30 protein-coding genes are annotated in these 25,823 nt (G+C 60.6%); 11 read left to right on the top strand and 19 right to left on the bottom strand.

Features of this window, described 5'->3' with window-relative positions; all coding sequences use genetic code 11:
- Positions 1-14: 14 nt before the first annotated feature.
- A complete protein-coding gene (locus AC1D2Q_RS23925) occupies positions 15-560 on the bottom strand; it encodes a twin-arginine translocation pathway signal protein (RefSeq protein ID WP_477814764.1) in 546 nt (181 codons plus the stop codon).
- A 28-nt stretch (positions 561-588) separates the two neighbouring features.
- A complete protein-coding gene (locus AC1D2Q_RS23920) occupies positions 589-2,019 on the bottom strand; it encodes a coniferyl aldehyde dehydrogenase (protein ID WP_477814763.1) in 1,431 nt (476 codons plus the stop codon).
- A gap of 146 nt (positions 2,020-2,165) precedes the next feature.
- Between AC1D2Q_RS23920 and AC1D2Q_RS23915 the strand changes: the two genes are divergently transcribed.
- Together AC1D2Q_RS23915 and AC1D2Q_RS23910 are read left to right on the top strand one after the other, a co-directional pair.
- Positions 2,166-2,837: a TetR/AcrR family transcriptional regulator gene (locus AC1D2Q_RS23915; protein WP_018928685.1), complete on the top strand. Its 672-nt coding sequence runs from the start codon at positions 2,166-2,168 to the stop codon at positions 2,835-2,837.
- Positions 2,838-2,871: 34 nt separating this feature from the next.
- Positions 2,872-3,726 (top strand): sulfurtransferase, encoded by an 855-nt coding sequence (locus AC1D2Q_RS23910; RefSeq protein WP_477814762.1) that lies wholly within the window; start codon positions 2,872-2,874, stop codon positions 3,724-3,726.
- Positions 3,727-3,780: 54 nt separating this feature from the next.
- On the opposite strand, the gene AC1D2Q_RS23905 is transcribed toward AC1D2Q_RS23910, so the two are convergent.
- The 5 genes from AC1D2Q_RS23905 to AC1D2Q_RS23885 all read right to left on the bottom strand — a co-directional run bounded on the left by AC1D2Q_RS23905 (position 3,781) and on the right by AC1D2Q_RS23885 (position 9,154).
- Positions 3,781-4,617 carry an AraC family transcriptional regulator gene (locus tag AC1D2Q_RS23905; RefSeq protein ID WP_477814761.1) on the bottom strand — a complete coding sequence of 279 codons (837 nt, stop codon included), beginning with the start codon at positions 4,615-4,617 and terminating at the stop codon, positions 3,781-3,783.
- 3 nt (positions 4,618-4,620) lie between these two features.
- Complete coding sequence (locus AC1D2Q_RS23900) at positions 4,621-5,631, bottom strand: hydrolase (RefSeq protein ID WP_477814760.1); 1,011 nt, start codon at positions 5,629-5,631, stop codon at positions 4,621-4,623.
- Between the two features lie 73 nt (positions 5,632-5,704).
- Positions 5,705-6,316, bottom strand: a complete 612-nt coding sequence (rsmD, locus tag AC1D2Q_RS23895) for a 16S rRNA (guanine(966)-N(2))-methyltransferase RsmD (RefSeq protein WP_018928689.1) — start codon at positions 6,314-6,316, stop codon at positions 5,705-5,707.
- The gene (locus AC1D2Q_RS23890; RefSeq protein WP_477814759.1) at positions 6,316-7,806 is read right to left on the bottom strand and encodes a M16 family metallopeptidase; all 1,491 of its coding nucleotides are present in this window, start codon (positions 7,804-7,806) and stop codon (positions 6,316-6,318) included. The genes rsmD and AC1D2Q_RS23890 overlap by 1 nt, the downstream gene beginning before the upstream one ends.
- Positions 7,799-9,154: a M16 family metallopeptidase gene (locus tag AC1D2Q_RS23885; RefSeq protein WP_477814758.1), complete on the bottom strand. Its 1,356-nt coding sequence runs from the start codon at positions 9,152-9,154 to the stop codon at positions 7,799-7,801. The genes AC1D2Q_RS23890 and AC1D2Q_RS23885 overlap by 8 nt, the downstream gene beginning before the upstream one ends.
- A 344-nt stretch (positions 9,155-9,498) precedes the next feature.
- Between AC1D2Q_RS23885 and ftsY the strand changes: the two genes are divergently transcribed.
- The 4 genes from ftsY to rpoH all read left to right on the top strand — a co-directional run bounded on the left by ftsY (position 9,499) and on the right by rpoH (position 13,683).
- Positions 9,499-11,025 (top strand): signal recognition particle-docking protein FtsY, encoded by a 1,527-nt coding sequence (gene ftsY / locus AC1D2Q_RS23880; RefSeq protein ID WP_477814757.1) that lies wholly within the window; start codon positions 9,499-9,501, stop codon positions 11,023-11,025.
- Entirely contained in the window at positions 11,022-11,693 is a 672-nt protein-coding gene (ftsE, locus tag AC1D2Q_RS23875; RefSeq protein ID WP_018928694.1) for a cell division ATP-binding protein FtsE, read from the top strand. The genes ftsY and ftsE overlap by 4 nt, the downstream gene beginning before the upstream one ends.
- Positions 11,690-12,715 carry a permease-like cell division protein FtsX gene (ftsX, locus tag AC1D2Q_RS23870; protein WP_018928695.1) on the top strand — a complete coding sequence of 342 codons (1,026 nt, stop codon included), beginning with the start codon at positions 11,690-11,692 and terminating at the stop codon, positions 12,713-12,715. The genes ftsE and ftsX overlap by 4 nt, the downstream gene beginning before the upstream one ends.
- A gap of 113 nt (positions 12,716-12,828) precedes the next feature.
- Positions 12,829-13,683: an RNA polymerase sigma factor RpoH gene (gene rpoH, locus AC1D2Q_RS23865; RefSeq protein ID WP_477814756.1), complete on the top strand. Its 855-nt coding sequence runs from the start codon at positions 12,829-12,831 to the stop codon at positions 13,681-13,683.
- A gap of 92 nt (positions 13,684-13,775) precedes the next feature.
- On the opposite strand, the gene mtgA is transcribed toward rpoH, so the two are convergent.
- Entirely contained in the window at positions 13,776-14,498 is a 723-nt protein-coding gene (gene mtgA / locus AC1D2Q_RS23860; protein ID WP_477814755.1) for a monofunctional biosynthetic peptidoglycan transglycosylase, read from the bottom strand.
- A gap of 74 nt (positions 14,499-14,572) precedes the next feature.
- On the opposite strand from mtgA, the gene AC1D2Q_RS23855 reads away from it, so the two are divergent.
- From AC1D2Q_RS23855 to trmB, 4 genes are all read left to right on the top strand, one after another.
- Positions 14,573-14,944: a DUF423 domain-containing protein gene (locus AC1D2Q_RS23855; protein WP_477814754.1), complete on the top strand. Its 372-nt coding sequence runs from the start codon at positions 14,573-14,575 to the stop codon at positions 14,942-14,944.
- Between the two features lie 90 nt (positions 14,945-15,034).
- Positions 15,035-15,235: a sulfur carrier protein ThiS gene (thiS, locus tag AC1D2Q_RS23850; protein WP_008026157.1), complete on the top strand. Its 201-nt coding sequence runs from the start codon at positions 15,035-15,037 to the stop codon at positions 15,233-15,235.
- Between the two features lie 63 nt (positions 15,236-15,298).
- Entirely contained in the window at positions 15,299-16,093 is a 795-nt protein-coding gene (locus AC1D2Q_RS23845) for a thiazole synthase (RefSeq protein ID WP_477814753.1), read from the top strand.
- A gap of 9 nt (positions 16,094-16,102) precedes the next feature.
- On the top strand, positions 16,103-16,828 hold the full coding sequence (gene trmB, locus AC1D2Q_RS23840; protein ID WP_477814752.1) for a tRNA (guanosine(46)-N7)-methyltransferase TrmB: 726 nt from the start codon (positions 16,103-16,105) through the stop codon (positions 16,826-16,828).
- Between the two features lie 52 nt (positions 16,829-16,880).
- Here trmB and AC1D2Q_RS23835 read toward each other — a convergent pair whose 3' ends face one another.
- From AC1D2Q_RS23835 to AC1D2Q_RS23790, 10 genes are all read right to left on the bottom strand, one after another.
- The gene (locus AC1D2Q_RS23835; protein WP_019650219.1) at positions 16,881-17,204 is read right to left on the bottom strand and encodes a DUF3392 domain-containing protein; all 324 of its coding nucleotides are present in this window, start codon (positions 17,202-17,204) and stop codon (positions 16,881-16,883) included.
- A 9-nt stretch (positions 17,205-17,213) separates the two neighbouring features.
- Positions 17,214-18,416: a radical SAM family heme chaperone HemW gene (gene hemW / locus AC1D2Q_RS23830; protein ID WP_477814751.1), complete on the bottom strand. Its 1,203-nt coding sequence runs from the start codon at positions 18,414-18,416 to the stop codon at positions 17,214-17,216.
- Complete coding sequence (gene rdgB / locus AC1D2Q_RS23825; protein WP_477814750.1) at positions 18,413-19,009, bottom strand: RdgB/HAM1 family non-canonical purine NTP pyrophosphatase; 597 nt, start codon at positions 19,007-19,009, stop codon at positions 18,413-18,415. Before rdgB ends, hemW begins: the two co-directional genes overlap by 4 nt.
- Positions 19,006-19,440 (bottom strand): DUF4426 domain-containing protein, encoded by a 435-nt coding sequence (locus tag AC1D2Q_RS23820; RefSeq protein ID WP_477814749.1) that lies wholly within the window; start codon positions 19,438-19,440, stop codon positions 19,006-19,008. Before AC1D2Q_RS23820 ends, rdgB begins: the two co-directional genes overlap by 4 nt.
- A 26-nt stretch (positions 19,441-19,466) precedes the next feature.
- Positions 19,467-20,087, bottom strand: a complete 621-nt coding sequence (gene metW / locus AC1D2Q_RS23815) for a methionine biosynthesis protein MetW (protein ID WP_007939351.1) — start codon at positions 20,085-20,087, stop codon at positions 19,467-19,469.
- A 7-nt stretch (positions 20,088-20,094) separates the two neighbouring features.
- Positions 20,095-21,234 carry a homoserine O-succinyltransferase MetX gene (gene metX / locus AC1D2Q_RS23810; protein WP_477814748.1) on the bottom strand — a complete coding sequence of 380 codons (1,140 nt, stop codon included), beginning with the start codon at positions 21,232-21,234 and terminating at the stop codon, positions 20,095-20,097.
- A gap of 96 nt (positions 21,235-21,330) precedes the next feature.
- Entirely contained in the window at positions 21,331-21,624 is a 294-nt protein-coding gene (locus AC1D2Q_RS23805; protein ID WP_477814747.1) for a DUF167 domain-containing protein, read from the bottom strand.
- A 4-nt stretch (positions 21,625-21,628) separates the two neighbouring features.
- A complete protein-coding gene (locus tag AC1D2Q_RS23800) occupies positions 21,629-22,219 on the bottom strand; it encodes a YggT family protein (protein WP_019580613.1) in 591 nt (196 codons plus the stop codon).
- A gap of 10 nt (positions 22,220-22,229) precedes the next feature.
- Positions 22,230-23,048 carry a pyrroline-5-carboxylate reductase gene (gene proC, locus AC1D2Q_RS23795; protein ID WP_477814746.1) on the bottom strand — a complete coding sequence of 273 codons (819 nt, stop codon included), beginning with the start codon at positions 23,046-23,048 and terminating at the stop codon, positions 22,230-22,232.
- 34 nt (positions 23,049-23,082) lie between these two features.
- Positions 23,083-23,769, bottom strand: a complete 687-nt coding sequence (locus AC1D2Q_RS23790) for a YggS family pyridoxal phosphate-dependent enzyme (RefSeq protein ID WP_477814745.1) — start codon at positions 23,767-23,769, stop codon at positions 23,083-23,085.
- 195 nt (positions 23,770-23,964) lie between these two features.
- Between AC1D2Q_RS23790 and AC1D2Q_RS23785 the strand changes: the two genes are divergently transcribed.
- Positions 23,965-24,999, top strand: a complete 1,035-nt coding sequence (locus AC1D2Q_RS23785) for a type IV pilus twitching motility protein PilT (protein ID WP_018928707.1) — start codon at positions 23,965-23,967, stop codon at positions 24,997-24,999.
- Positions 25,000-25,105: 106 nt separating this feature from the next.
- Here the strand turns inward: AC1D2Q_RS23785 and AC1D2Q_RS23780 are convergent, their stop codons facing one another.
- Complete coding sequence (locus AC1D2Q_RS23780) at positions 25,106-25,726, bottom strand: C40 family peptidase (RefSeq protein ID WP_477814744.1); 621 nt, start codon at positions 25,724-25,726, stop codon at positions 25,106-25,108.
- Between the last annotated feature and the right edge of the window lie 97 nt (positions 25,727-25,823).

Here is a 25,823-nt window from a genome sequence, read left to right as displayed (position 1 = left end):
TTGCTCGAGAGGTTTTAAACCGTAGGCGGCCCCGGATACCCACAATGCACCCAAGACTCCGCCCGGCTGTACCACGCCATCATCACCATTTGCAGCAACGAGCCATGGCCCATGCGCAGCAAGCTCAGCGAGCTGTTTTCCCAGCGATCGAGAAAGTGTCGGATATCTTCGCCGCTGGCGTTTTCCCAGCTGCCCCAGATCCCGGTCAGTGGGCCGCGGGTGATGCTCATCCCCAGCACATCGAACAATTGCCGGGTCAGCTTGAGCATTTCCGCAGACAGGTGATCGAGGCTGTAATCCAGGCTCTTGAGGGTGCCTTCGACGGCGGCCGGCATTTTCTCGACGATCACGGCACCGTCGAGCATTACCGGGATCAGTGCCCGCAGAAACAACAGGTCACCGCTGCGCAGAGTCGCGAAACCGCTGGCCGCCGTGCTCGACGAGCAGCCGCTGAGGCTCGCGCCTAATCCTGCCGTGGCCAGAAAAGCGCTGGCGCCCAGGCTGAATTTAAGCAGGCCGCGCCGTGACAGCGCGGGTGTGTCGGACAGGCTTGGGCTCATTATTGTTATTACCCGGCGGTGTTGATCGTTAGCGAATAAACAGCTTCTGGATCAGTTTCTGAATGGATTTGCCGTACGGCGGATAGATCAGCTTTGCCGCATTGAAACGCTGTTTGATCAGCACTCCCTTGGCCTTGCTGAAGGTCAGGAAGCCCTCATGGCCGTGGTAGTGGCCCATGCCCGAGGCGCCGATGCCGCCGAACGGCATGTCGTCCTGGGCGACGTGCAGCAAGGTGTCGTTGAGGCAAACGCCACCGGAATGGGTTTCGTGGAGAACGCGGCTTTGCTCGCGCTTGTCGTAGCCGAAGTAATACAGCGCCAGCGGACGAGGCCGTTGGTTGATGTAGGCAAACGCTTCATCGAGGTCCTTGTACGGCACGATCGGCAGCAGCGGGCCGAAGATTTCGTCCTGCATCACCGTCATGTCGTCGCTGACGTTGAGCAGCAGGCTATGACCCATGCGCCGGCCCTGGCCCTGATCGAACAGCGGAATCAGCAGCGCGCCCTTGCTGGTAGCGTCGCTGAGGTAGCCGTTGAGCCGCGCCAGTTGTCGGTCATTGATGATGGCGGTGTAGTCCGGATTGTCGGCCAGGGTCGGATAAAACCCGCGAACTGCCTGGCGATAGGCTTCGACGAAAGAGCCGACGCGGTCTTCCGGCACCAGCACGTAGTCCGGGGCGACACAGGTTTGCCCGGCGTTGAGGGTCTTGCCGAAAGCGATGCGTTCGGCGGCGTCCTTGAGCGGCACGTCGCGGGAAACGATGGCCGGGGACTTGCCGCCCAGTTCGAGGGTCACCGGGGTCAGGTTCTCGGCGGCGGCGCGCATCACGTGTTTGCCGATGCTGGTGGCGCCAGTGAACAGCAGATGATCGAAGCGCAGCCGGGAGAACGCCACACCGATATCGGCCTCGCCGAGCACCACGCAGACCAGATCTTGAGGGAATACCCGCCCCAGCAATTCCTTGAGCAGCAAACCGGTGGCGGGGGTCGATTCGCTGAGTTTGAGCATCACCCGGTTGCCCGCCGACAAAGCCCCCACCAACGGCCCGATGGCCAGATATAGCGGATAGTTCCACGGCACGATCACCCCAACCACGCCCAGCGGCTGATAAACGACTTTGGCCGACGCCGGTTGAAAGGCGATGCCGACTTTACGCCGTGAGGTTTTCATCCAGCCTTTGAGATGCTGGCTGGCGTAGTGAATACCGTGCAGGCTGGGCATCAATTCGGCGAGCAGGGTTTCGTCGGCGCTGCGATGGCTGAAATCCTGGCTGATGGCGTCGATCAAGGCCTGGCGCTCATTGCTCAACAGGTCCCGCAATACCTTTAGCCATTGCTGGCGCTGAGCCGCGGGTGGCATCGGGTTGCCTGCATACGCGGCGCGTTGAGCATCGAACAGGGTTTGGAGCTCGTCCAGAGGCTGCTGCAAGTTCTTCAGGTAGGCGATGTCAGCAGGCATGGTCGGCTCCGGATTTATTGTAATGAGGGGATTTTTAGAGTCCATGCTCTAAAAAGTCAAATGACATCCTGACGCAGCTTTGTTTTATCCACCCACGGATAGGTCGTAAGATGCCCGTCACCGCACTCTGAATTAAAGCTCAAGCCATGGCCCCTCGGATCAAAACCAGCGAGCGCATCGTGCAGAACAGCCTGGAGCTGTTCAATCAGCAGGGCGAGCGCAGCATCAGCACCAACCACATTGCTGCCCACATGGAGATTTCTCCGGGCAACCTGTACTACCACTTCCCCAACAAGCAGGCGATCATCGCTGTACTGTTCAGTGAGTACGAAAGCCTGGTGGACAGCTTCCTGCGCCCACCCCAGGGCCGCGCCGCGACGGTCGAAGACAAGCGCTTCTACCTCAAGGAATTGCTCGCCGCCATGTGGCGCTACCGGTTTTTGCATCGCGACCTCGAGCACTTGCTCGATAGCGATCCCGAGCTGGCCGCCCGTTACCGGCGCTTTTCCCAGCGCTGTCTGATCCAGGGCACCGCCATTTACGAAGGGTTCGTCGCCGCTGGCATCCTGAACATGGATAAGGTTCAGATCGAGTCCCTGACGCTGAACGCCTGGATCATCCTCACGTCGTGGGTACGGTTTCTGTGTACCACGCGGGAAAACTCCAACCACTTGAGCGAACAGGCTATTAAGCGCGGCGTGTATCAGGTGTTGGTGCTTGAGGCCGGGTTCGTCACCGATCAATCGCGCGACGCGGTAAATGCGCTGTTCGACGAATTTTACGTGCCACTGGCCCAGGCGCTGGAAGAAGTGCATTAGGATTCAAGACCGACAACATCACAGGAGCCCTGTTATGCCCATTGCGCAACTGATCAGCCCGCAAGCGTTGGACCTGAAAAAGGAGACCCCGGGGCTGGTGATTCTGGATTGTCGTTTTGCCCTCGAAGACCCGGATTACGGTCAGCGCAGTTATGCCGAAGGGCATATTGCCGGGTCGAATTTTGCCGATCTTGAGCGTGATCTGAGCGGGGCGGTGGTCAAGGGGGTTACCGGGCGTCATCCGTTGCCTGAACCCGAAAAGCTGATCGAGCGCCTGCAAGCCTGGGGCATCAATGCCGACAGCGAAGTGGTTTTGTACGATGACGGTCCTGGCGCCTACGCGGCGCGGGCCTGGTGGTTGCTGGCCTGGCTGGGCAAGCGCGACGGTGTGTTCATTCTCGATGGCGGGCTGAAAGCCTGGCACGCCGCCGGATTACCCCTGAGTCTTGATCCGCCGTCGATCACTCGCGGCACGTTCACCGGGACGCCGGATGCTTCGCTGGTGCTCAGCGCCAAACAGCTCCAGCAACGTCTCGGCCAGCCCGCGTTGACCTTGCTCGACGCCCGCGCCATGCCGCGCTTCAAGGGCGAAGTGGAGCCAATCGATCCGATTGCCGGGCACATCCCCGGCGCACAATGCGCCGCGTTCACCGAAAACCTGGGCAGCGACGGGCGTTTTCTGCCCGCCGATCAGCTCAAGCAGCGGTTTGCCGCGAAGCTCGGAGATCGTTCGCCGACGGAGCTGGTCGCGTATTGCGGTTCCGGCGTGACGGCCTGCCACAACCTGTTCGCCCTGTGCCTGGCGGGTTATCCGTTGGGGGCGTTGTATGCCGGTTCGTGGAGCGAGTGGATCAACGACCCCGCGCGAGGCGTCGCCACCGGCGAGTAAGCGCAGAGCCAATGTGGGGGCTGGCTGGCTCTCACATTTGGATCTTTGGTGTCATCAACCGGGTAACTGCCGCGCACTGCGATACGCTCCCGGTCCAACGCCATAAACCTGCTTGAATTGCCGACTCAGATGGCTCTGGTCGGCAAAACCCAGTTGCGTCGCGACTTCCAGCGGCAGGCAGCCGTCCTGTAACAACGCCCGTGCCCGAGCAATGCGCTGCTGCATCAACCAGGCGTGGGGCGGCATGCCGGTGGCGCGGCGGAACACCCGGGCGAAGTGGAAGGGGGACAGGCTCACCGTCGCCGCCAGTTCTTCCAGCGAGGGCGGCGCCGCCAATTGCGATTGCAGCCGTTCTTTGGCCAAGGTCACCGCGCGGTGTTCCTTGCCGGGTTTGCCGGCGATCGGGACGGCTGCGTGGCGTTGCAACAGCGACAGCATCATTTCCCGCCAGACCGTTTGCTGCTGCAGGGCCGTGGACGGACTTTCCAGCAGTCGATGCAGTTGGCAGAAGCCCCTCACCAGATCCGGGTCGCGGTACAGCGTGGCGCCAAACGCAGGCAGGGTGTTGCTCGGCAGCTCAAGCTCCTCCAGCAGCGAGAGAATTTGCCCGCTGTCGGGATAAAACGCCCGATACAACCAACCGTCTTCCGTACCTTTGTGGCCAGTGTGCAGTTCGTCCGGGTTGATCAGCACCAGCGTACCGCTGCCCGCCAAATGCTCGGCACCGCGATAGCGATAACGCTGGGCGCCGGCCATGATCATGCCGATCACATAGCCATCATGCACATGAGGGGCGAAACGGTGTTCGATGTAACGCGCGGACAACAACTCGACCCCGGCCAGCGGCGCCGTTTGCCAGAAGTGGATCGACTCGCCCTGATTGACCTCCACGTTTTACTTGCGCCCCGTGGCGGCCAGCCATTGGGGAATGCGCCGTTCCAGGTAGTAACCCGGTTGTCTGAACGAACCCTCGACGAAACCGACATGCCCGCCCTTGGCCTGCAGCTCGAATTGAGTGCTGGCGGACAATTCGTCGGCTTGCGGCAGGCTATGCGGAAACACAAACGGATCGTCAGCCGCCTGGATAATCAGGGTCGGCGTGCGAATCTCTCCAAGGAAATAACGACTCGAAGCGCGACGATAGTAATCCGCGGCATCGGCGAAACCATTGAGCGGTGCGGTGACCCGGCCGTCGAAATCCCAGAAGGTGCGCAAGTTCTCCAAAGAGCCCAGCGCCTCCAATGCCGCCAGGCCATCCTCATGTCCCTCATGCTGGAATCTGCGTTGCTTGTTCTTGATGTAGGCGACCATCTCTCGCATGAAATGCGCTTGGTAGAACTGGGAAAAACCCTGGCTGATACGATCGGCACAGTGATCGAGGCGAAACGGCACCGACACTGCCACTGCACCGAGTACACCGCTGTTGCTGCCGGTTTCACCCAGATGCTTGAGCAACACGTTGCCGCCCATGGAATAACCGACCGCATACAGCGGCGCGAGGGGGCGTTGGGTGCGCAGGTGCCTGATGGTTTCCGCCAAATCTTCACTGGCCCCGGAATGGTAACTGCGCGGCAACAGATTGGGCTCGCCGGAGCAACCTCGCCAGTTCAGCGCGACGCTGGCCCAACCCTGGGCACCCAGCGCTTTCTGCATGCCGGCCACATAAGGCGAATTCGACGAGCCGGTCAGGCCGTGCAATACCAGCACCAACGGTGCATTCGCGCTGTGGGGGCCGTGCCAGTCCAGGTCAAGGAAATCGCCATCTTCAAGCCACAATCGCTCGCGCTCACGCTCGATATGCGTGGTTTTGCGCCATAGCGGACCCCACAGGGTTTGTAAGTGTGGATTACCCAGGCCGTAGGCGGGCGTGAAGGCGGGGGTGAATTGTTCTGGCAGATGGGACACGATTGCTCTCGATGCTGCGGCGCGTACCCGCAGCGTTAGCTGACTGAGCTTCGCACCGTTTTCTCAGGCCGGACTAGCCGGCGATCCCTGCCATACGTTGCCACAACGCGTAGTACACCCGTCCCGATTTTTGCTCCCGATGCAGGCGCCAATTTTCTGGCAAACCCAATATCGACGGTGCGCTTTCGCTTTCAGTGTAGACCCACGCATCGTCGGCCAGCCAATGACGTTCTTCGAGCAGAGTGCAAACCACAGGCAACAGATTCTGATTGAACGGCGGGTCGAGGAATACCAGGTCGAACGCCGTGGCCGGTTGGGTTTCCAGATAACGCAAKGCGTCGGCAGTCTGTACCTGGCCGTTGGTGCAGCGCAGGGTGCCCAGATGTTCTTTCAGGCTGGACACCGCGATGTTGCTGGCGTCCAGCGCCTGACCCATGGCCGCGCCACGGGACAAGGCTTCCAGGAACAGCGCGCCGCTGCCGGCAAACGGATCGAGCACCTTGGCCCCGGCGACGTAAGGCGCCAGCCAGTTGAACAAGGTTTCACGTACCCGGTCTGGGGTCGGGCGCAGGCCTGGAGCATCCGGGAAGCTCAGCTTACGGCTGCGCCATTCGCCACCGATGATGCGCAGTTGGTTCACACCGTTATGCACGTTATGGACAGGTTTTTTTGGGCGAGTGGCCATTAATGCTCCGGGACCCCGAGCGGTTGCTCGGCGGGTTTGTCAGTTGGGGCCGGCAACGGCTTTTGTGGCACGGTCGGGCCAGCGCTGACGATGACCAGCTTGTCCGTACTCAGGTGTTTGTTCAGTGCGGCTTTGACTTGCTCGACGGTCAGGCTCTGGGACTGTTGCATGAAGTCTTCCAGGTAGCTCAGCGGCAAGTTGTAGAAACCCATGGCACCGATCTGGCCGACGATATCGGCGTTGCTGGCGGTGGACAGCGGGAAGCTGCCGGCCAGTTCGCGCTTGGCGTCGTCGAGTTCTTTCTCTGTGGGGCCGGTCTTGAGGTAGTCGGCGAGCACATCCTGCACCAGTTTCAGGGTGCCTTCGCTCATTTCGGCGCGGGTTTGCAGGTTGATCATGAACGGGCCGCGAGCCTGCATCGGGCTGAAACCCGAATACACGCCGTAAGCCAGGCCACGCTTCTCGCGCACTTCGCTCATCAGTCGGGTGCCGAAACCGCCGCCGCCAAGAATCTGGTTGCCCATGGACAGCGCTGCGTAATCCGGATCGTCACGGTCGATACCCAGTTGCGCGATCATCAGGTTGGTCTGTTTGGACGGAAACTCGATATGGCCGATGCTGGGCTTGGGGTCGGTCGGTTGTTCGATTTTCGCCAGGGCCGGGCCTTTGGGCAGGTCGGCGGACACTTGTGCGGCAACTGCCTCTGCCTCGGCGCGCGACAGGTCGCCCACCAGCGCAATCACCACGTTGCCGGCGGCGTAGGCTTTCTGATGGAAGGCTCGCAACTGCGCCAGGGTGATCGGTGGAATGCTCTTGGCTGTGCCGTCGCTGGAGTGTGCATACGGGTGATCGCCATACAAGCGGTTCATCAGCTCCAGGCTGGCGAGTTTGCCGGGGTTCTGTTTCTGGTATTCGAAGCCGGCGAGCATCTGGTTCTTGATACGCGCAAACGAGTCGGCGGGGAAGGTCGGCTTGCCGACGACTTCAGCGAACAGCTTCAAGGCAGGCTCGCGTTTGTCTACGGCACTGAGGCTGCGCAGGGAGGCAAGCGCCATGTCTTTGTACGCGCCGTTGCTGAAGTCGGCGCCCAATCCTTCGAAGCCCTGAGCGATGGCGCCGACATCTTTGCCGGCCACACCTTCGTTGAGCATGGCGTTGGTCAGCAGTGCCAGGCCGGGTGCATCGCCGTCCTGGCTGCTGCCGGCGGCGAAGATCAGGCGCATGTCGAACATCGGCAGTTCACGGGCTTCGACGAACAGCACCTTGGCGCCTTCGGCGGTGTTCCAGGTCTGCACGTTCAGCGAGCGATGGCTTGGGGCCTTGCCGTCGAGTTCTGCCAGCGATTGCAGTTTCTGGGTGGACTTGGCCTTGTCGAGGGCTTCGCTGGCGTTGGACTCGTCGGGTTTTGACAGATAGAAGGCGGCAGACCCGATCAGTGCAACAGCGATCAGGCCGATCAGGGCCAGACGCGACTTTTTACGCTCACTCATGAGTCGTCTCCTGTGGCAGTACATGGGCGACGCTGAGACGTTCGCGGGTGAAATACAGCTTGGCGGCCTTCTGAATGTCTTGCGGAGTCACGCTTTCCAGGTCGGCAAGTTCGGTGTCCATCAGTTTCCAGGACAGGCCGACGGTTTCCAGTTGGCCGATGGCGGTGGCCTGGCTGGTGATCGAGTCGCGCTCAAAGACCAGGCCGGCAATGACCTGCGCTCGTACCCGCTCCAGTTCTTCAGTGGACGGCGCTGTGGTTTTCAGTTGTTCGAGCAGTTTCCACAGGCCGGCTTCGGCCTGAGCCATGGTTTTATTTTTCTGGGTGTTCGGCGAAGCCGACAGGGTGAACAGGCTGTCGCCACGGGTATAGGCGTCGTAGCTCGACGACCCGCCGGACACCAGCTCTTCGCCGCGCTCCAGTTGCGTCGGAATGCGGCCGCTATAGCCACCGTCGAGCAGGGCGGAAATCAGGCGCAGGGCGCTCACTGATTGTTTGTCTGCGGCGGTGGCAATGCTCGGCACGTTGAAGGCCAGCATCAGGCTCGGCAATTGGGTCTGCACATGCAGGGTGATCTTGCGTTCGCCGGGCTCAGGCAGCTCCAGCGGGATTTTCGCCGGTGGCACGTCGCGCTTGGCGATCGGGCCGAAGTAACGCTGGGCCAGGGATTTGACTTCGTCCGGGGTCACATCGCCGACCACCACCAGAGTGGCGTTGTTCGGCACATACCAGGACTGGTACCAATGGCGCAGTTCTTCGACTTTCATGCGGTCGAGGTCGGCCATCCAGCCGATGGTCGGCGTGTGGTAACCGCTGGCGGGGTAGGCCATGGCCATGAAGCGTTCGTAGGCCTTGGACATCGGCTTGTCGTCGGTGCGCAGGCGACGTTCTTCTTTGATCACCTCGATTTCGCGGGTGAACTCGTCGGCCGGCAGGCGCAGGTTGGCCATGCGGTCGGCTTCCAGTTCGAAGGCCACGCCCAGGCGGTCGCGGGCCAGCACCTGGTAATACGCGGTGAAGTCGTCGCTGGTGAAGGCGTTCTCTTCGGCACCGAGGTCACGCAGGATCAGCGAGGCTTCGCCGGGGCCGACTTTCTCGCTGCCCTTGAACATCATGTGTTCCAGCGCGTGGGACAACCCGGTCTGGCCCGGGGTCTCGTAGCTGGAGCCGACCTTGTACCAGATTTGAGAAACGACGACCGGCGCACGATGATCTTCGCGCACGACAACCTTCAGGCCGTTGTCGAGGGTGAATTCGTGGGTCGGTTGTGGATCGGCAGCCAGGGCCGAGAGGGGCAGACAAACTGTGCTGAGCAGCAGGCCTGCAGCGCGGCGGGCTAGAGCATTCATTCGTTTTTAAACCTGTTGGGCTGCCCGCTTGGTCTTAGCGTCGGCGGGCGAGAGGGTGCTAGGATACTGATCCGTTTTACTGGCGGCCACGCCTATCAAGCCTTAGTGTTTGATCAGGTTGTATGGGTTTGCGGCAGAAGGCTGAGATTTATCAACTAAACTCTGCTTTTTCGCCGATTTTGCCGCTTCAGTCCTTCGTGAAATCGTTTCTGTGAGGTGCCGTTCGCACCTCGACAAAATGTTGCGCGTGAACAAGCTGGATGAATCGCAGTCTGTTCAGCATCGAATTATTTATTTGCCGAGGCGCCTTTTGGCGCGTCGCTACCGTGAGATAGCCGTCCTCCATGTTTGGTTCCAACGACGACAAGAAGACCCCAGCTGCGGCTGGTGAGAAGAAAAGCCTGTTCGGATGGCTGCGCAAAAAGCCGCAGGAACCCGTAGTCGAACAGCCACAGCCACTTTCTGAGCCAACCCCGGCACCGGTTATAGAGCAAAAGCCTGCGCCAATTGCCGAGCCGGTGCTGCAACCTGCGGCCGCGCTTGTACCTGAAACCGAAGTCGCGGCTCCATTGCCGCTGACGCCAGTTGCCACGCCGTGGCTGACGTTGCCGGTAGCGGAAGAGCCGGTGGCGCTGGTTGAAGATGAGCAAGCGCCGCACATCACCCCGCCGATTCCGGCCCCGACTGCGTTTGCTCCGGAGCCGGTTCGGGCGCCAGTGGTTGAGCCGGCAGCCGTTGCGCCCGTGTTCGTGGCCGAACCTGCTCCAGTGGTTCCAGAGCCTGTTGTGCCAGCATTTGTTGCTCCGGTTGCTCAAGCGCCTGAGCCTGCACCTGCACCTGCACCTGCACCTGCACCTGCACCGGTCATCGCTCCTGTCGCCACCGAGCCTGTTGCTCCCGTCCAGACTCCAGTCGAGCCTGTGCGTACCGAAGAGACCAAAGCCGGTTTCTTCGCCCGTCTCAAGCAAGGCCTGTCCAAGACCAGCGCCAGCATTGGCGAGGGCATGGCCAGCCTGTTCCTCGGCAAGAAAATCATTGATGACGAGCTGCTCGAAGACATCGAAACCCGTCTGCTGACCGCCGATGTCGGCGTCGAAGCGACATCGGTGATCATTCAGCGCCTGACTCAGAAAGTCGCGCGCAAGGAGCTGGCCGATGCCAACGCGCTGTACAAATCCCTGCAAGCCGAATTGGCAGCGATGCTCAAACCGGTCGAGCAGCCGCTGAAAATTACCTCGCAGAACAAGCCGTTCGTGATTCTGGTGGTCGGCGTCAACGGCGCCGGCAAAACCACCACCATCGGCAAGTTGGCGAAGAAGCTGCAGCTGGAAGGCAAGAAAGTCATGCTCGCCGCGGGTGACACCTTCCGCGCCGCGGCGGTCGAGCAACTGCAGGTCTGGGGCGAGCGCAACAAGATCCCGGTGATCGCCCAGCACACCGGCGCCGACTCGGCTTCGGTGATCTTCGACGCCGTGCAGGCCGCCAAGGCCCGTGGCATTGATGTGTTGATCGCCGACACCGCCGGTCGCCTGCACACCAAAGACAATTTGATGGAAGAGTTGAAGAAGGTTCGCCGGGTGATCGGCAAGCTCGACGCCGACGCGCCTCATGAGGTGCTGTTGGTGCTCGACGCCGGTACCGGCCAGAACGCCATCAACCAGGCCAAGCAATTCAACCAGACCGTCGAATTGACCGGCCTGGCGCTGACCAAACTCGACGGCACCGCCAAGGGCGGGGTGATTTTCGCCCTGGCCAAGCAGTTTGGCTTGCCGATCCGTTACATCGGTGTTGGTGAAGGCATCGACGATTTGCGTACTTTTGAAGCAGAACCCTTTGTCCAGGCATTGTTTGCCGAGCGGGAGCGTTCATGATTCGTTTCGAACAGGTCGGTAAACGCTACCCGAACGGTCACGTCGGCTTGCATGAGCTGAGCTTTCGAGTCCGTCGGGGCGAATTCTTGTTTGTCACCGGCCATTCCGGCGCCGGAAAAAGCACCTTGTTACGGCTGTTGCTGGCCATGGAACGTCCGACCACCGGCAAATTGCTGCTGGCTGGGCAAGACCTGAGCACCATCAGCAACGCGCAGATTCCGTTCCTGCGCCGGCAGATCGGCGTGGTGTTCCAGAACCACCAGTTGCTGTTCGATCGCACGGTGTTCAATAACGTCGCGTTGCCGTTGCAGATCCTTGGCCTGTCCAAAGCCGAGGTCGTCAAGCGTGTGGACTCGGCCCTGGAGCGCGTGGCGCTCTCGGACAAAACCGATCTCTACCCTGGCGACCTGTCTACCGGCCAGCAACAGCGCGTCGGCATCGCTCGCGCCATCGTTCACCGCCCGGCCTTGCTGCTGGCGGATGAACCGACCGGTAACCTCGACCCGCGTCTGGCGGCAGAAATCATGGGCGTGTTCGAAGACATCAACCGCCTGGGCACCAGCGTGCTGATCGCCAGTCACGACCTGGCGCTGATTGCCCGCATGCGTCATCGCATGCTGACCCTGCAGCGTGGTCGATTGATCGGCGACGGGGAGGCCGGCGTATGAGTGCGACACGTAGCCCCAAGGTTTCCGAGCGTGTGGCCCCGAAGGCCGCCGATCCGCAACCACAGCAGAAGAAAAAACGCGACGATGACGATGGCCCGGATTTCGCCACCCTGTTCCGCGCCTGGATCGAAAGTCATCGTGCCAGTTTGCTGGACAGCTTGCGTCGCTTGGGCAAGCACCCGATCGGCAGCTTTTTCACCTGCATGGTGATGGCGGTGGCCCTGAGCTTGCCGATGGGCCTGTCACTTTTGCTGAATAACGTTGAGCGTCTCGGTGGCTCCTGGCAGCGTGCGGCGCAGATTTCCCTGTACCTGCAACTTGAGGCCAGCCCTGCCGAGGGTGAGTCGTTGCGTGAGCAGATCAAAGGCATGCCGGGGGTAGCGGATGCCGAATACGTGGGTCGCGATCAGGCGCTGGAAGAGTTCCAGCAGCAGTCCGGACTGGGCGAAGCCCTTAAGGAACTGCCGGAAAACCCGCTGCCGGGCGTGGTTCTGGTGACTCCGAAAGAGGTCGACAAGCCTGCGCTTGAAGCATTACGACAAAAACTTTCCGAATTGCCGAAGGTACAACAGGCGCAACTTGATCTAGTCTGGGTCGAGCGTCTGGCAGCCATCCTCAAGCTGGGCGACCGTTTTGTCTTCGGTCTGACCGTGCTTTTGGTTTCTGCATTACTTTTGGTGATAGGCAATACCATTCGTCTTCATATTGAAAACCGCCGCACAGAGATAGAAGTGATTAAACTCGTCGGCGGCACGGACAGTTATGTGCGCAGGCCCTTTCTGTACATGGGCGCGCTATATGGCTTCGGTGCGGGGATTCTTTCCTGGGGCGTATTGGCGTTCGGCCTGAACTGGCTGAACGACGCGGTGGTTGGACTGGCCGGTTTGTACGGCAGTGATTTTGCGCTGGCCGGAGTGCCAGTTGCCGACGGTCTGTCGCTCTTGCTTGGCGCGGTGCTGTTGGGGTATATCGGTGCATGGATTGCAGTCGCACGCCACCTGCGGGAGCTTGCGCCAAAGTAATATCATTTTGCTCGTATTGACCTTTCAGCGTTTATGGGAACTTGTTTTTTGGTTTCCGGTCAATTTTCGCAGTGCTGAACTGCACGAGTTATGTAAGTCGGAGGTTTTTTCGTATGACCAATTCTTTGCAGCCTGCATATGCTCTGGTCCCGGGTGCGAACCTGGAGGCCTATGTGCACACGGTGAACAGCATTCCATTGCTGACGCCGGAGCAGGAGCGTGAACTGGCCGAGAGTCTCTATTATGAGCAGGATCTGGGGGCGGCTCGGCAGATGGTGCTCGCCCACCTGCGTTTTGTCGTACACATTGCCCGTAGCTATTCCGGTTACGGCCTGGCCCAGGCTGACCTGATCCAGGAAGGCAACGTCGGCTTGATGAAAGCGGTCAAGCGTTTCAACCCGGAAATGGGTGTGCGCCTGGTGTCCTTTGCGGTGCACTGGATCAAGGCGGAAATCCACGAGTTCATCCTGCGCAACTGGCGGATCGTCAAAGTCGCGACCACCAAGGCTCAGCGCAAGCTGTTCTTCAACCTGCGCAGCCAGAAGAAGCGTCTGGCCTGGCTGAACAACGAGGAAGTCCATCGTGTGGCGGAAAGCCTCGGTGTAGAGCCGCGGGAAGTGCGCGAGATGGAAAGTCGCCTGACCGGCCATGACATGGCCTTCGACCCGGCCGCGGAAGCGGACGACGACAGTGCCTTCCAATCGCCGGCCAACTACCTGGAAGACCACCGGTACGATCCGGCTCGTCAACTGGAAGACGCCGACTGGAGCGACAACTCCAACCACAACCTGCACGAAGCGCTTGAAGTGCTGGACGACCGCAGCCGCGACATCCTCTACCAGCGCTGGCTGGCAGAAGAAAAGGCCACGCTGCACGACCTGGCGCAGAAGTACAACGTGTCGGCCGAGCGTATTCRTCAGCTCGAGAAGAGCGCGATGAACAAGCTCAAGTTGTCGATCGCTGCGTAACTGCGGCAACGGCAATAAAAAACGCCCCGATCATTTGATCGGGGCGTTTTTATTTCTGCATACGCCACAAAACTAATGTGGGATCTTCAGCGTTACTGAGCCCACGGCGCCCGGCGGGAATCGTTGAGGCCGACCAGATAGCTGTCCCCGCCCAACTGATTCATCTGCTGGCGAATCCACCCGGCCCGCCTTGCAACGTAAGAAGTCGGATGGCTGGCGCTCCACACCCGCGGGTTTGGCAGTACCGCGGCCAGCAAACTTGCCTGCTGCCGGGACAGCGAACCAGCGCCCACGCCAAAGTGATGTCGGGCCGCCGCTTCGGCGCCGAACACGCCTTCATCCCACTCGACGCTATTGAGGTATACCTCAAGAATCCGCTGCTTGGGCCAGAACACTTCGATCAGTCCGGTAAACCAGGCTTCCAGGCCTTTACGCAGCCAGCTGCGACCAGACCACAGAAACAGGTTTTTCGACACTTGCTGGCTCAGGGTGCTGGCGCCTCGAATCGAGCCGCCGCGCTCGTTATGTGCAAACGCCGCCTGAATCGCGCTGAAATCGAAGCCCCAATGCTCGGGAAACTTCTGGTCTTCGCCGGCAATCACCGCGACTTTCAGGTCGTCGGAGATTTCATCCCAGGGTTTCCAGGTGCGTTGCAGATCGATGGGCTCGCCGTCGAACCAGGATTCGATCTTGCGCTCGACCATCAGCGCCGTTCCCGGTGGCGGTACCACCCGAAACAGCAGAACCAGCAGGACACTGCCGGCCGCGAACCAGAGCAGGGCCTTTGTGAAACGACGGAAAATTAACTGCAGCATAGAGATGGCTTGGCCGAACCCGTTGAGCCGGCCATTATACAGACCCTGTTGATCGAGTCTGACTGGAGTTCTTCATGCTGCGTAGCTTTCTGGTGCTAGCCGCTTTCTTCGGTTTCACCGGCGTTGCCTTGGGCGCATTCGCCGCCCACGGCCTGAAAAGCCGCCTGACGCCTGAGTATTTGACGATTTTCCATACGGGCGTCACTTATCAACTGGTGCATACCTTGGCGTTGCTGGGGGTGGCGCTGCTGGCCACGCAGATTCCCGGTCGTCTGATTACTTGGGCCGGTGCGTCGTTTGCCATCGGTATTGTGTTGTTTTCCGGCAGCCTGTACTTGTTGACGATGACTGGCGTCAGCAAGCTTGGGATCGTCACACCCTTTGGTGGTCTGGCGTTCCTGGTCGGTTGGTTGTGCCTGGGGCTTGCCGCCTGGCGGCTGAGCTGACCACGCAGTCCATTTCGTGACGAATGGCTTGGGTCGCCAAGTCTGATCGGGCTAGAATGCCAGCCCCTAAAAATGATGGCGGCATTCGGCATGCGCATTCAGTTGAACGGCGAATCCCTTGAACTGCCCGACGGTGAAACCGTTGCGGCCCTGCTGACCCGTCTGGAACTGACCGGGCGCCGGGTGGCGGTCGAGCTCAATCTGGATATCGTCCCGCGCAGCCAGCACGCAGATACCACCTTGAACGACGGTGATTCGGTCGAAGTGGTGCACGCCATCGGCGGCGGCTAGTCGTCTGGCCCGATCGGCCACAGAATCATTGTGCAAGAACCTCATCCCAACAGAGGATTTCCCATGAGCATCGTTCGTAGCGACAAGCCCTTCGTCCTGGCCGGTCGTACTTACCAGTCGCGTTTGCTGGTAGGCACCGGCAAGTACCGTGACATGGAAGAAACCCGCCTGGCCATCGAGGCTTCGGGTGCCGAGATCGTCACCTTCGCCGTGCGCCGGACCAACCTCGGCCAGAACCCGGGCGAACCGAACCTGCTCGAAGTCCTGTCGCCGGATCGCTATACCTTCCTGCCGAACACTGCCGGTTGCTACGACGCCATTGAAGCCGTGCGCACCTGCCGCCTGGCCCGTGAGCTGCTCGACGGCCACAACCTGGTGAAGCTGGAAGTGTTGGCGGATCAGAAAACCCTGTTCCCCAACGTGATCGAAACCCTCAAGGCCGCCGAAGTGCTGGTCAAGGAAGGTTTCGACGTGATGGTGTACACCAGCGATGATCCGATCATTGCCCGTCAACTGGCGGAAATCGGCTGTATCGCGGTCATGCCGCTGGCTGGTCTGATCGGCTCGGGCCTGGGGATCTGCAACCCGTACAACCTGCAGATCATCCTCGAAGAGGCGAAAATTCCGGTGCTGGTGGATGCCGGTGTCGGTACTGCCTCCGACGCCACCATCGCCATGGAACTGGGCTGTGACGCGGTGCTGATGAACTCGGCCATCGCCCATGCCCAGCAGCCGATCATGATGGCCGAAGCCATGAAACACGCCATCGTGGCAGGTCGTCTGGCCTACCTCGCCGGCCGCATGCCGAAAAAACTCTATGCCAGCGCCTCCTCGCCGCTGGATGGTCTGATCAAGTAAGAGCCATTGATGACTGAATCAAACGACACGCCTATCCAGCAGGAAGAAGGCGAAGAGCGCCAACACCGCCGCATCAAGAGTTTCGTGATGCGCGCCGGGCGCATGACCGAAGGCCAGCAACGCGGCCTGGAGCAGGGCGCTCCGCTGTTCGTACTGCCTCTGGCCGATGCGCCGGTGGATTTCGACCAGGTGTTCGGCCGTTCGGCGCCGCGCTCGCTGGAAATCGGTTTCGGCATGGGCCATTCGCTGCTGGAAATGGCCGCGGCTTCGCCGGAGCAGGATTTCATTGGCGTTGAAGTTCACCGTCCGGGTGTCGGCGCGCTGCTCAATGGCGTGCTGACTCAGGGCCTGACCAACCTGCGTGTCTACGATTGCGATGCGATCGAAGTGCTCAACCGTTGCATCGCCGACAACAGTCTCGACCGCCTGATGCTGTTTTTCCCGGATCCGTGGCACAAGAGCCGTCACCACAAGCGTCGTATCGTTCAGGCATCGTTCGCTGAACTGGTGCGTAGCAAGCTGAAGGTCGGCGGCATTCTGCACATGGCCACCGACTGGGAACCGTACGCCGAGTACATGCTGGAAGTGATGAACGTCGCCCCGGGCTATCGCAACCTCGCCGAAGACGGCAAATGCGTGCCGCGCCCGGCCGAACGCCCGATCACCAAGTTCGAACGCCGCGGCGAACGTCTTGGGCATGGCGTGTGGGACCTGAAGTTCGAGAAGCAGTCCTAAGCCACAACGCTGTGATCGTTCCCACGCAGAGCGGGGGAACGATCATCAGCACTCAGCGGCGGTCGGCGACGACGCCGATCAACACCAGCACCACCAACAACACCGGCGCCAGGCTGTAGTTGTTGAACTGGCTCAAGCCTTTGATGATCCATGGCGTGGCATAGATCAGCGCCACGCCGCTGCCGACCATGCACAGCAGGGCCATCAGCGGGATGCGCAAGGCGCCGGCGATGCTGCCCAGGCGTTGCTCGACCCAGCCCTTGAGGTCGGCGCCAAACAGCACCAGCAAGCAGCCCACCAGTGCCAGAGAGATTTCCGACAGGTTGCTACGGCTCCAGCGGGACACGGTGGCGAGCAGGTCGAGTACCAGATCCATTCGATTTCCTTATGTCAGAAAAGTCTGCAGCAAGTCATTGAGAAAGAGTTGTCCGCGCATCGTGGCTGCCAGACGTGACGGTTCGACCTGCAACAAGCCACTTTGTTCGGCCTCGCGGCGGCCTTCGGCAAGGCTTTCCAGGGGCATCCCGGTGCGCTCCGTATACAACCGCGCTTCGACACCCTCGGTCAGGCGCAAGGCGTTCATCAGGAACTCGAACGGCAGTTCTTCGTTGGTCAGCGCTTTCTCGCCAGCCTTGAAGCTTTTGGCCGGATTGAGGTAATCCTTCGGCAGGCGAGTCTTCCAGGTGCGCACGATACGCCCGTCCGGATGGCTGAGCTTGCCGTGGGCACCGGCGCCGATGCCGATGAAGTCGCCGAAACTCCAGTAATTGAGGTTATGCCGCGCCGGACGGCCGGGCTGGGCATAGGCCGAGACTTCGTACTGCGCGTAACCGTGCTCGGCCAACAGCGCCTGACCGGCCTCTTGAATGTCCCACAGGGCGTCATCTTCCGGCAGCGTCGGCGGCTGGTTCCAGAACACCGTGTTCGGCTCCAGGGTCAGCTGATACCAGGACAGGTGCGTCGGCTTCAGGGCGATGGCCTGGCGCAGGTCGCTCAGGGCATCGTCCAGCGTCTGATCGGGCAAACCGTGCATCAGGTCCAGATTGAAGTTGTCGAAGCCAGCCTGACGGGCCATGCCGGCGGCGCGCACGGCTTCATCGCCGTTGTGAATTCGCCCCAGGGCCTTGAGTTTTTCTTCCTGAAAGCTCTGGATGCCGATCGACAGGCGATTGATGCCCAGCGCCCGGTAAGCGCGGAATTTCTCCTGCTCGAACGTCCCGGGGTTGGCTTCCAGGGTGATTTCTATGTCGCTGGCAAACGGAATGCGTTGCTCGACACCCTTGAGCAAACGGCCCAACGCCTCGGCGCTGAACAGGCTCGGTGTGCCGCCGCCGAAGAAGATCGAGCTCAGCTCGCGGCCATAGACCGCATGCAGGTCCTGATCGAGGTCGGCGAGCAAGGCGTCCACATACTCTTGTTCCGGCAGCACCGGGCTGGCGGTGTGGGAGTTGAAGTCGCAATAAGGGCATTTGCGTACACACCACGGGATGTGGATGTACAGCGCCAGGGGCGGCAGCACAGGCAAAGCGGCCCGAGGCGATTGCGCGCCGCCGAAGATCAGCGGCGACGCGGACGATTCAATGGTCATTTCAAGCCCAGACGCTGGCGCAGCAGATCCATTGCACGGGCGCGGTGGCTGATGAGGTTCTTGTCACTCGGGCTCAATTCGGCGCTGGAGCACTCGCGCTCCGGCACCCAGAACAGCGGATCGTAGCCGAAACCGTGCTCACCGCTGGCCTGGGTCAGGATGCGCCCATGCCACAGGCCTTCGCAAAGGATTGGCAACGGATCGTCGGCATGACGCACCAGCGCCAACACGCAGACGAATTGCGCGCCGCGCTCCGCTTGTGGCACGTCCTTCATGACGTCGAGCAGTTTGGCGTTGTTCGCCGCATCGCCCTTGCCGTCAGCGTAACGGGCTGAATAGATACCCGGCGCACCGCCGAGGAAATCCACCGCCAGCCCCGAATCGTCGGCCAAGGCCGGCAGGCCGGAAATGCGCGAGGCATTGCGGGCCTTGAGAATGGCGTTTTCGACGAACGACAGGCCGGTTTCTTCAGGCTCGACACTGCTGAACTCGCCGATCGAGCGCAAGTGCACCGACTCGCCGAGCATGGCCTGGAGTTCCTTGAGTTTGCCGGCGTTATGGCTGGCCAGTACGAGTTGCGTGAAATTGATCATTCGCCGGGGAAAAGCTCTTGGTTGAAATTGATGGTGTTGATTTTGTCGCCGGTCTGCACCTTGATTTCAAAGGTGCGGATTTCCTGCTGATCCACCGGATACTGGGCGATGTAGTAGACCGCGCCGGTTTCGGTAATCTGTTTGAACTTCAACGGAACGCTTTGGCTGGTCAGGTCTTTGACCGTCCCGCTGACTTGCGCTGTTTGCGGTTTGCCGTCCTTGATCACCGAGACGTTGATCACGCCCTGGTTTTTGCTGCGAGTCAGCTCGGCCGCCTTGGCGATGTCCGGTGTCAGATAAGTCGAGTTGAAGGTGTTGTAGTGCACTGTCACATCGCCAAATGTTTCCTGGCGTTCGCTCTTGATGACGTCGGCGGCCATGGCGGTGACGCTCAGGCAGGCAGTAAGTACAAACAGCGCTAGACGACCCATGATCGTTCTCCTCGAAGTGTCGTGATTCAGACCGCGACCTTGTGGTCCGGCAGACCGGGGCTGCTGACGCGATAGATGCCGATCTCACCTAACAGATTAGGCCATAGCTTACTGGCCCACCCGTGTCGATGCTGTTGATCCACGGCAAGTCGATCAATGACCTTGGCTTCACGTTCGCGACACAGCGCTTCAAAGTCTTCGAAGGTGCAGAAGTGAATGTTTGGCGTGTTGTACCAGGTGTACGGCAGAAACTCCGAAACCGGCATCCGGCCCTTGCTCGCCAGGTACCAGCGGCAGCGCCAGTGGCCGAAGTTGGGGAAGGTGATGATGCACTGGCGACCGACCCGCAGCATTTCGTCGAGGATCTTGTCCGGGTAATGCACGGCTTGCAGGGCCTGGGTCATGACCACGATGTCGAAGCTGTTGCTGGCAAAGTTGCCCAGGCCCTTGTCCAGGTCCTGCTCGATGACGTTGATGCCCTTGGCCACGCACTCGGCAATGTTGTCCGGGTCGTTTTCCAGGCCATAGCCGGTGACCTGCTTGTGGTCGCGCAGCCAGGTCAGCAGCTCGCCGTCACCGCAGCCGAGGTCGAGCACGCGGCTGCCGGCGGGGATCCATTCCTGGATGATTTCCAGATCGGCTCTCATGTCTTCCTCAAAGCGATATGCGGTTCATGTAATTGCTGAAGGCCTGCAAGTAACGCGGGATCGGAATCAGGAACGCGTCGTGGCCTTGCGGAGCGTCGATCTCCAGGTAGCAGACGTCTTTCCTGGCCGCCATCAGCGCGTCCACCAGTTCCCGCGAGCGGGCAGGGGAGAAACGCCAGTCGGTGGTGAAGGACATCACGCAGAACTTGGCCTGGGCATTGGCGAAGGTTTTCGCCAGGTCATCGTCGAAGTTCGCCGCCGGGTCGAAGTAATCCAGCGCCTTGGTCATCAGCAGGTAGGTGTTGGCGTCGAAACGTCCGGAAAACTCCTCGCCTTGATAACGCAGGTAGCTTTCGACCTGGAACTCGACGCTGTGGAAGTCGTAGTTGAGCTTTTCGCTCTTCAGGCCGCGACCGAATTTTTCGCCCATGGAGTCATCGGACAGGTAGGTGATGTGCCCGACCATCCGCGCCAGCATCAGCCCGCGCTTGGGGATCACGCCCGCTTCCTGGAACGAACCGCCGTGGAACTCCGGGTCGGTGAGGATCGCCTGGCGTGCGACTTCGTTGAATGCGATGTTCTGTGCCGACAGTTTCGGCGCCGAGGCGATGGCCAGGCAGTGCCGCACGCGGTCCGGGTAGGAGATGGTCCACTGCAAGGCCTGCATGCCGCCCAGACTGCCGCCGATCACCGCCGCCCATTGGTCGATGCCGAGCAGGTCGGCCAGGCGCGCCTGGCTGTGTACCCAGTCTTCCACGGTCAGTACCGGGAAGTCGGCACCGAACGGCTTGCCGGTTTCCGGATTGATGCTGCTGGGGCCGGTGGAACCGTTGCAACCGCCAAGGTTGTTCAGGCTGACCACGAAGAACTTGTTGGTGTCGATCGGTTTGCCGGGGCCGATGCAGCTGTCCCACCAACCGGGCTTGCGGTCGTCGGGGCTGTGGAAGCCGGCGGCGTGATGGTGACCGGACAAGGCATGGCAGATCAGCACGGCATTGCTCGCCGTGGCGTTCAGCGTGCCATAGGTTTCATAGATCAGGTCATAAGCTGGCAGCGAACGACCGCAGGCCAGGGCCAGGGGTTCACTGAAGTGCGCCACTTGCGGCGTCACCAGACCAACAGAATCGGGGGGGAAGGCAGCTGGCATCGACCCTGCTCTCATTGAAATGAGGCGTAAGTCTAAAGACCGCTGTGGCTAGCGGCAAGCAAAGGCCGGGCCTGATTTTCCCTCGCCACATTGAGGTCAGGCCGGGCGCACCAGATCCGGCAACTCCGGCAGCTTCTTCGGCGAACAGATCCGCACCCGCTTCTGCCGGTTCAACTCGCCGCTGATCAGGCTGACCTGGCTTTTGGAAACCCCGAACGCCTTGGCCAGAAACGCCATCAGGTACGCATTGGCCTTGCCCTCGACTGGCGGCGCCGTCAGGCGGATCTTCAGGCGATCGCCGTGCAGCCCGGCGAAATCATCGCTGCGGGCCGCAGGTTGCAGGTGACATTCCAGAATCAGGTCATCACCGTCCCAGCGAAAGTAGCTCACCGGCTCAGATCAGCAGGCGCAGGATTTGCGGCATCATGGTCAAGGCTGCGAGGTTGTTGATCACCAGCATGTCGATCAGCTTGAGCACCATGAACGCCAGGATCGGCGAGATATCCAGGCCGCCGAGGTTTGGCAGAATCTTGCGAAACGGCGCCAGGGCCGGCTCGCAGATCTGGTTCACCAGCTCGGCGCCGGGGTTGTGGCTGCCCGGTGCGACCCAGGACAGGATCACGCTGATGATCAGGGCATAGAAGAAGATATTCAGGAACAGCGCCGTTACGCCGATCAGCGACCAGATCAGCAATTGCAGCGGGTTACCGGTGGTGCCGAAGGTCAGCAGCAGGGTCAGGGCCATCAACGCCAGTTGCACGAGGATTGCCAGCACCAACGAGGACATGTCCAGGCCGAACAGGCTCGGGATGATCCGGCGCAGTGGCTTGAGCAGTGGCTGGGTCGCTTTTACGGCGAACTGGCACAGCGGGTTGTAGAAGTTTGCACGCACCAGTTGCAGCACGAAACGCAGCAGCACGATCAGCAGGTACAGGCTGCCGAGGGTTTGCAGCACGTAAATCGCTGCGGTGTTCAAACCAATCATGTAAGGCTCCTTATTTGCCCAGTTGTTCGGCCATCTCGGCCGAGCGGTGCGCGGCGGCGCCGAGTGCTTTTTCCACCAGGGCTTCGAAGCCACCGGCCTGGAACGCTTTGATCGCCGCTTCGGTGGTGCCCGCAGGCGAGGTCACGCGGCGACGCAGTTCAGCCGCGTCAACATCGCTGGCGACTGCCATGTGTGCAGCGCCCAGCGCGGTTTGCACGGTCAGTTGTGCAGCGATTTCGGGTGGCAGGCCGAGCTTCACGCCAGCAGCGGTCATGGCTTCGATCAGCAGGAAGAAATACGCAGGGCCGGAGCCGGAAACGGCGGTGACCGCGTCCAGCTGCTGTTCTTCGTCCAGCCACAAAGCGATGCCGACCGCCGACAGCAGTTCTTGGGCCTGCTGGCGTTGCTCGGCGCTCACTTGGGCCGTGGCATACAGGCCGCTCACGCCCTGGCGCAGCAACGCCGGGGTGTTGGGCATGCAGCGCACGATCGGCTGGGCGCCAAGCCAGTTGTTCATGCTGGCGCAGGTGATGCCGGCCGCAATCGACACCACCAGCTGGTTCGGCTTGAGGCTTGGGCGGATGGCTTCGCAAACGGCTTTCATCGCCTGGGGCTTGACCGCCAGCACGACCACGTCCACGCCTTCGATGGCTTGGGCGTTGTCGGCAAACATTTCGATGCCGTGTTCGGCGTGCACGCGGGCACGGGTTTCTTCGCCCGGATCGCTGGCGCGGATCTGCGCGGCGTCCAGACCTTTGGCGCGCAGGCCGCCGATCAGGCTGGCGGCCATGTTGCCGGCTCCGATAAAGGCAATACGAGTCTTGCTCATGTCAGGTCCTTATAGAGAGGTGAGTCAGCCAAGTTCATGGTCGACTGTAATCGCGGGCGCCAAACAGGGCCGTACCGATGCGGACCCAAGTGGCGCCCTGGGCGATGGCCGACTCGAGGTCGTGGCTCATGCCCATGGAAAGTGTGTCGAGTGGCAGGTTCAGGCTGGCTTGCAGGCTCTGCACGGCAGCAAAGGCGGCGTCCTGGGCGGCGCGATCTTCAGTCGGCTCGGGAATCGCCATCAGCCCGCGCAGTTTCAAACGCGGCAGCGCGCTGATGGCATTGGCCAGGTCGGGCAGGTCAGCCGGGGTGCAGCCGGATTTGCTGGCTTCACCACTGACGTTGACCTGGATGCAGATGTTCAAGGGCGGCAAATCGGCAGGGCGCTGTTCGGACAGGCGTTGTGCGATTTTCAAACGATCCACGGAGTGCACCCAGTCGAAGTGCTCGGCGATAGCACGAGTCTTGTTCGATTGAATGGGGCCGATGAAGTGCCAGATCAAGGGCAGGTCGGCCAATTCGAGCTGTTTGCCCAAGGCTTCCTGCAAGTAGTTTTCGCCAAAGTCGCGGATCCCGGCGGCATAGGCTTCACGCAGGGCCTCGGCGGGCTTGGTTTTGCTCACGGCCAGTAGCTGGGTGCTGTTCTCATCACGGTGAGCGGCTTTGGCTGCTGCCTGGATGCGTGAACTAACCTGAAGAGTGTTGTCTGCTATCGTGGACATCAAATCCTGCCTGAAAAGTGCCTGCACTCGATCATGCGGCGTTAAAAGTCGACTCAGAATGCTCATTGACTGACGTCAACTCCGCTTCTTCGCCGACTTTTGCCTTGCCTGATCGTCGCTCGGCGACTTTTCAGGCGAGGATTAGGCGCCAGCGGTCTGAAGGTTCGCGGCATTCTACTGGAATTGAGGAGCGCTATGGATATCACTGAGCTGCTGGCTTTCAGCGCCAAACAAGGCGCGTCCGACCTGCACCTGTCTGCCGGCCTGCCACCGATGATCCGTGTCGATGGCGATGTGCGACGCATCAACTTGCCGGCCCTGGACCACAAGGAGGTGCACGACCTGATCTACGACATCATGAACGACCTCCAGCGGGTGGACTTCGAGAAGCATCTTGAAACCGACTTTTCCTTCGAAGTGCCCGGCGTGGCACGTTTCCGGGTCAATGCCTTCAACCAGAATCGTGGCGCGGGCGCGGTGTTCCGGACCATTCCGTCGAAGGTCCTGAGCATGGACGATCTGGGCATGGGGGACGTGTTTCGCAAGATTACCGAAGCGCCCCGGGGCCTGGTGTTGGTGACCGGCCCGACCGGTTCCGGCAAGTCCACGACGCTGGCGGCGATGATCGATTACCTGAACAACCATCGCCATCACCACATCCTCACCATCGAAGACCCCATCGAGTTCGTCCACGAATCGCGTAAATGCCTGATCAATCAGCGTGAAGTCCATCGCGATACCCGCAGCTTCGCCACGGCCCTGCGCTCGGCCCTGCGTGAAGACCCGGACGTGATTCTGGTGGGGGAAATGCGTGACCTGGAGACTATTCGGCTGGCATTGACCGCCGCCGAGACCGGTCACCTGGTATTCGGCACGCTACACACCACCTCGGCGGCAAAAACCATCGACCGGGTGGTGGACGTGTTTCCGGGAGACGAGAAATCGATGGTGCGCTCAATGCTCTCCGAGTCGCTGCTGGCGGTAGTGTCCCAGACATTGATCAAGAAAATCGGCGGCGGGCGGATTGCCGCCCACGAAATCATGCTCGGCACCTCGGCGATCCGTAACCTGATCCGTGAAGACAAGGTGGCGCAGATGTACTCGTCGATTCAGACCGGTGGGTCGCTGGGGATGCAGACGCTGGATATGTGCCTGAAGGATCTCGTGACCAAGGGCGTGATCAGTCGCGAGCATGCGCGGGAGAAGGCACGGTCGCCAGATAATTTCTGAGTGCCTTATAAAGCAAAAGATCGCAGCCTTCGGCAGCTCCTACGCAGGAATACGCGTTTTCCTGTAGGAGCTGCCGAAGGCTGCGATCTTTTGATCTTGCTTGAAATTAGCGCTGAACAACCCGCAACGCGTTCGGTTCTTTTGGCATAACCCGCTTGGCAACCACGTAGTGGTTTTCCCAGTACGGTTTCTTCAGGGTGTCGATGGTCACCGACTTGCCACGGCGTGGCGCGTGGATGAAGCGGTCGTTGCCCAGGTAGATGGCAACATGATTGACCCGGCGGCTCTTGATGTTGAAGAAAATCAGGTCGCCTGGCTTCAGTTCGTTGCGATCGACTTTCTCACCGTGACCGCTGGCCATGGCATTGGAGGTGCGTGGCAGGTCGAAGGTGGCGTCGTTGAACGCGTATTTCACCAGACCGCTGCAATCGAACCCTTTACTTGGGCTGCTGCCACCCCAACGATAAGGCGTGCCGAGGACGTTTACCGCGCGGCTCAATACGTTGCTGCTTTCCTTGGTCGCCATCGGCGGAACCAGCTTGCCGTTGGCGCGGCTCAGTTGGGTGGAGCGTGTTACCGTCTGTTGGTTTTTGCTCGAAGGAGCAGAAACATGGGATTTTGGGGTGTAACCATTAACGTTCGGAAGACGTTGCTCACGATTGGTGGCGTGGGCGGCCAGGGGCAATAATAGGCAAATGGTTAGCCATGTCTTGAAAAATGGACGCATTAGGCAAGGCTCGTATGGGTTGGCGCGCAACTTTATAACAGCTTTTTTGGCCCTTCCGAGGCCGTTGGTCGATTCAACCTTGGGGTCAACGGAACCA

It is taken from the genome of Pseudomonas sp. P1_A1 (assembly GCF_056406935.1).
The sequence above is the reverse complement of the archived record's forward strand: the minus strand, read 5'-3'. Positions and strand labels throughout refer to the sequence as shown.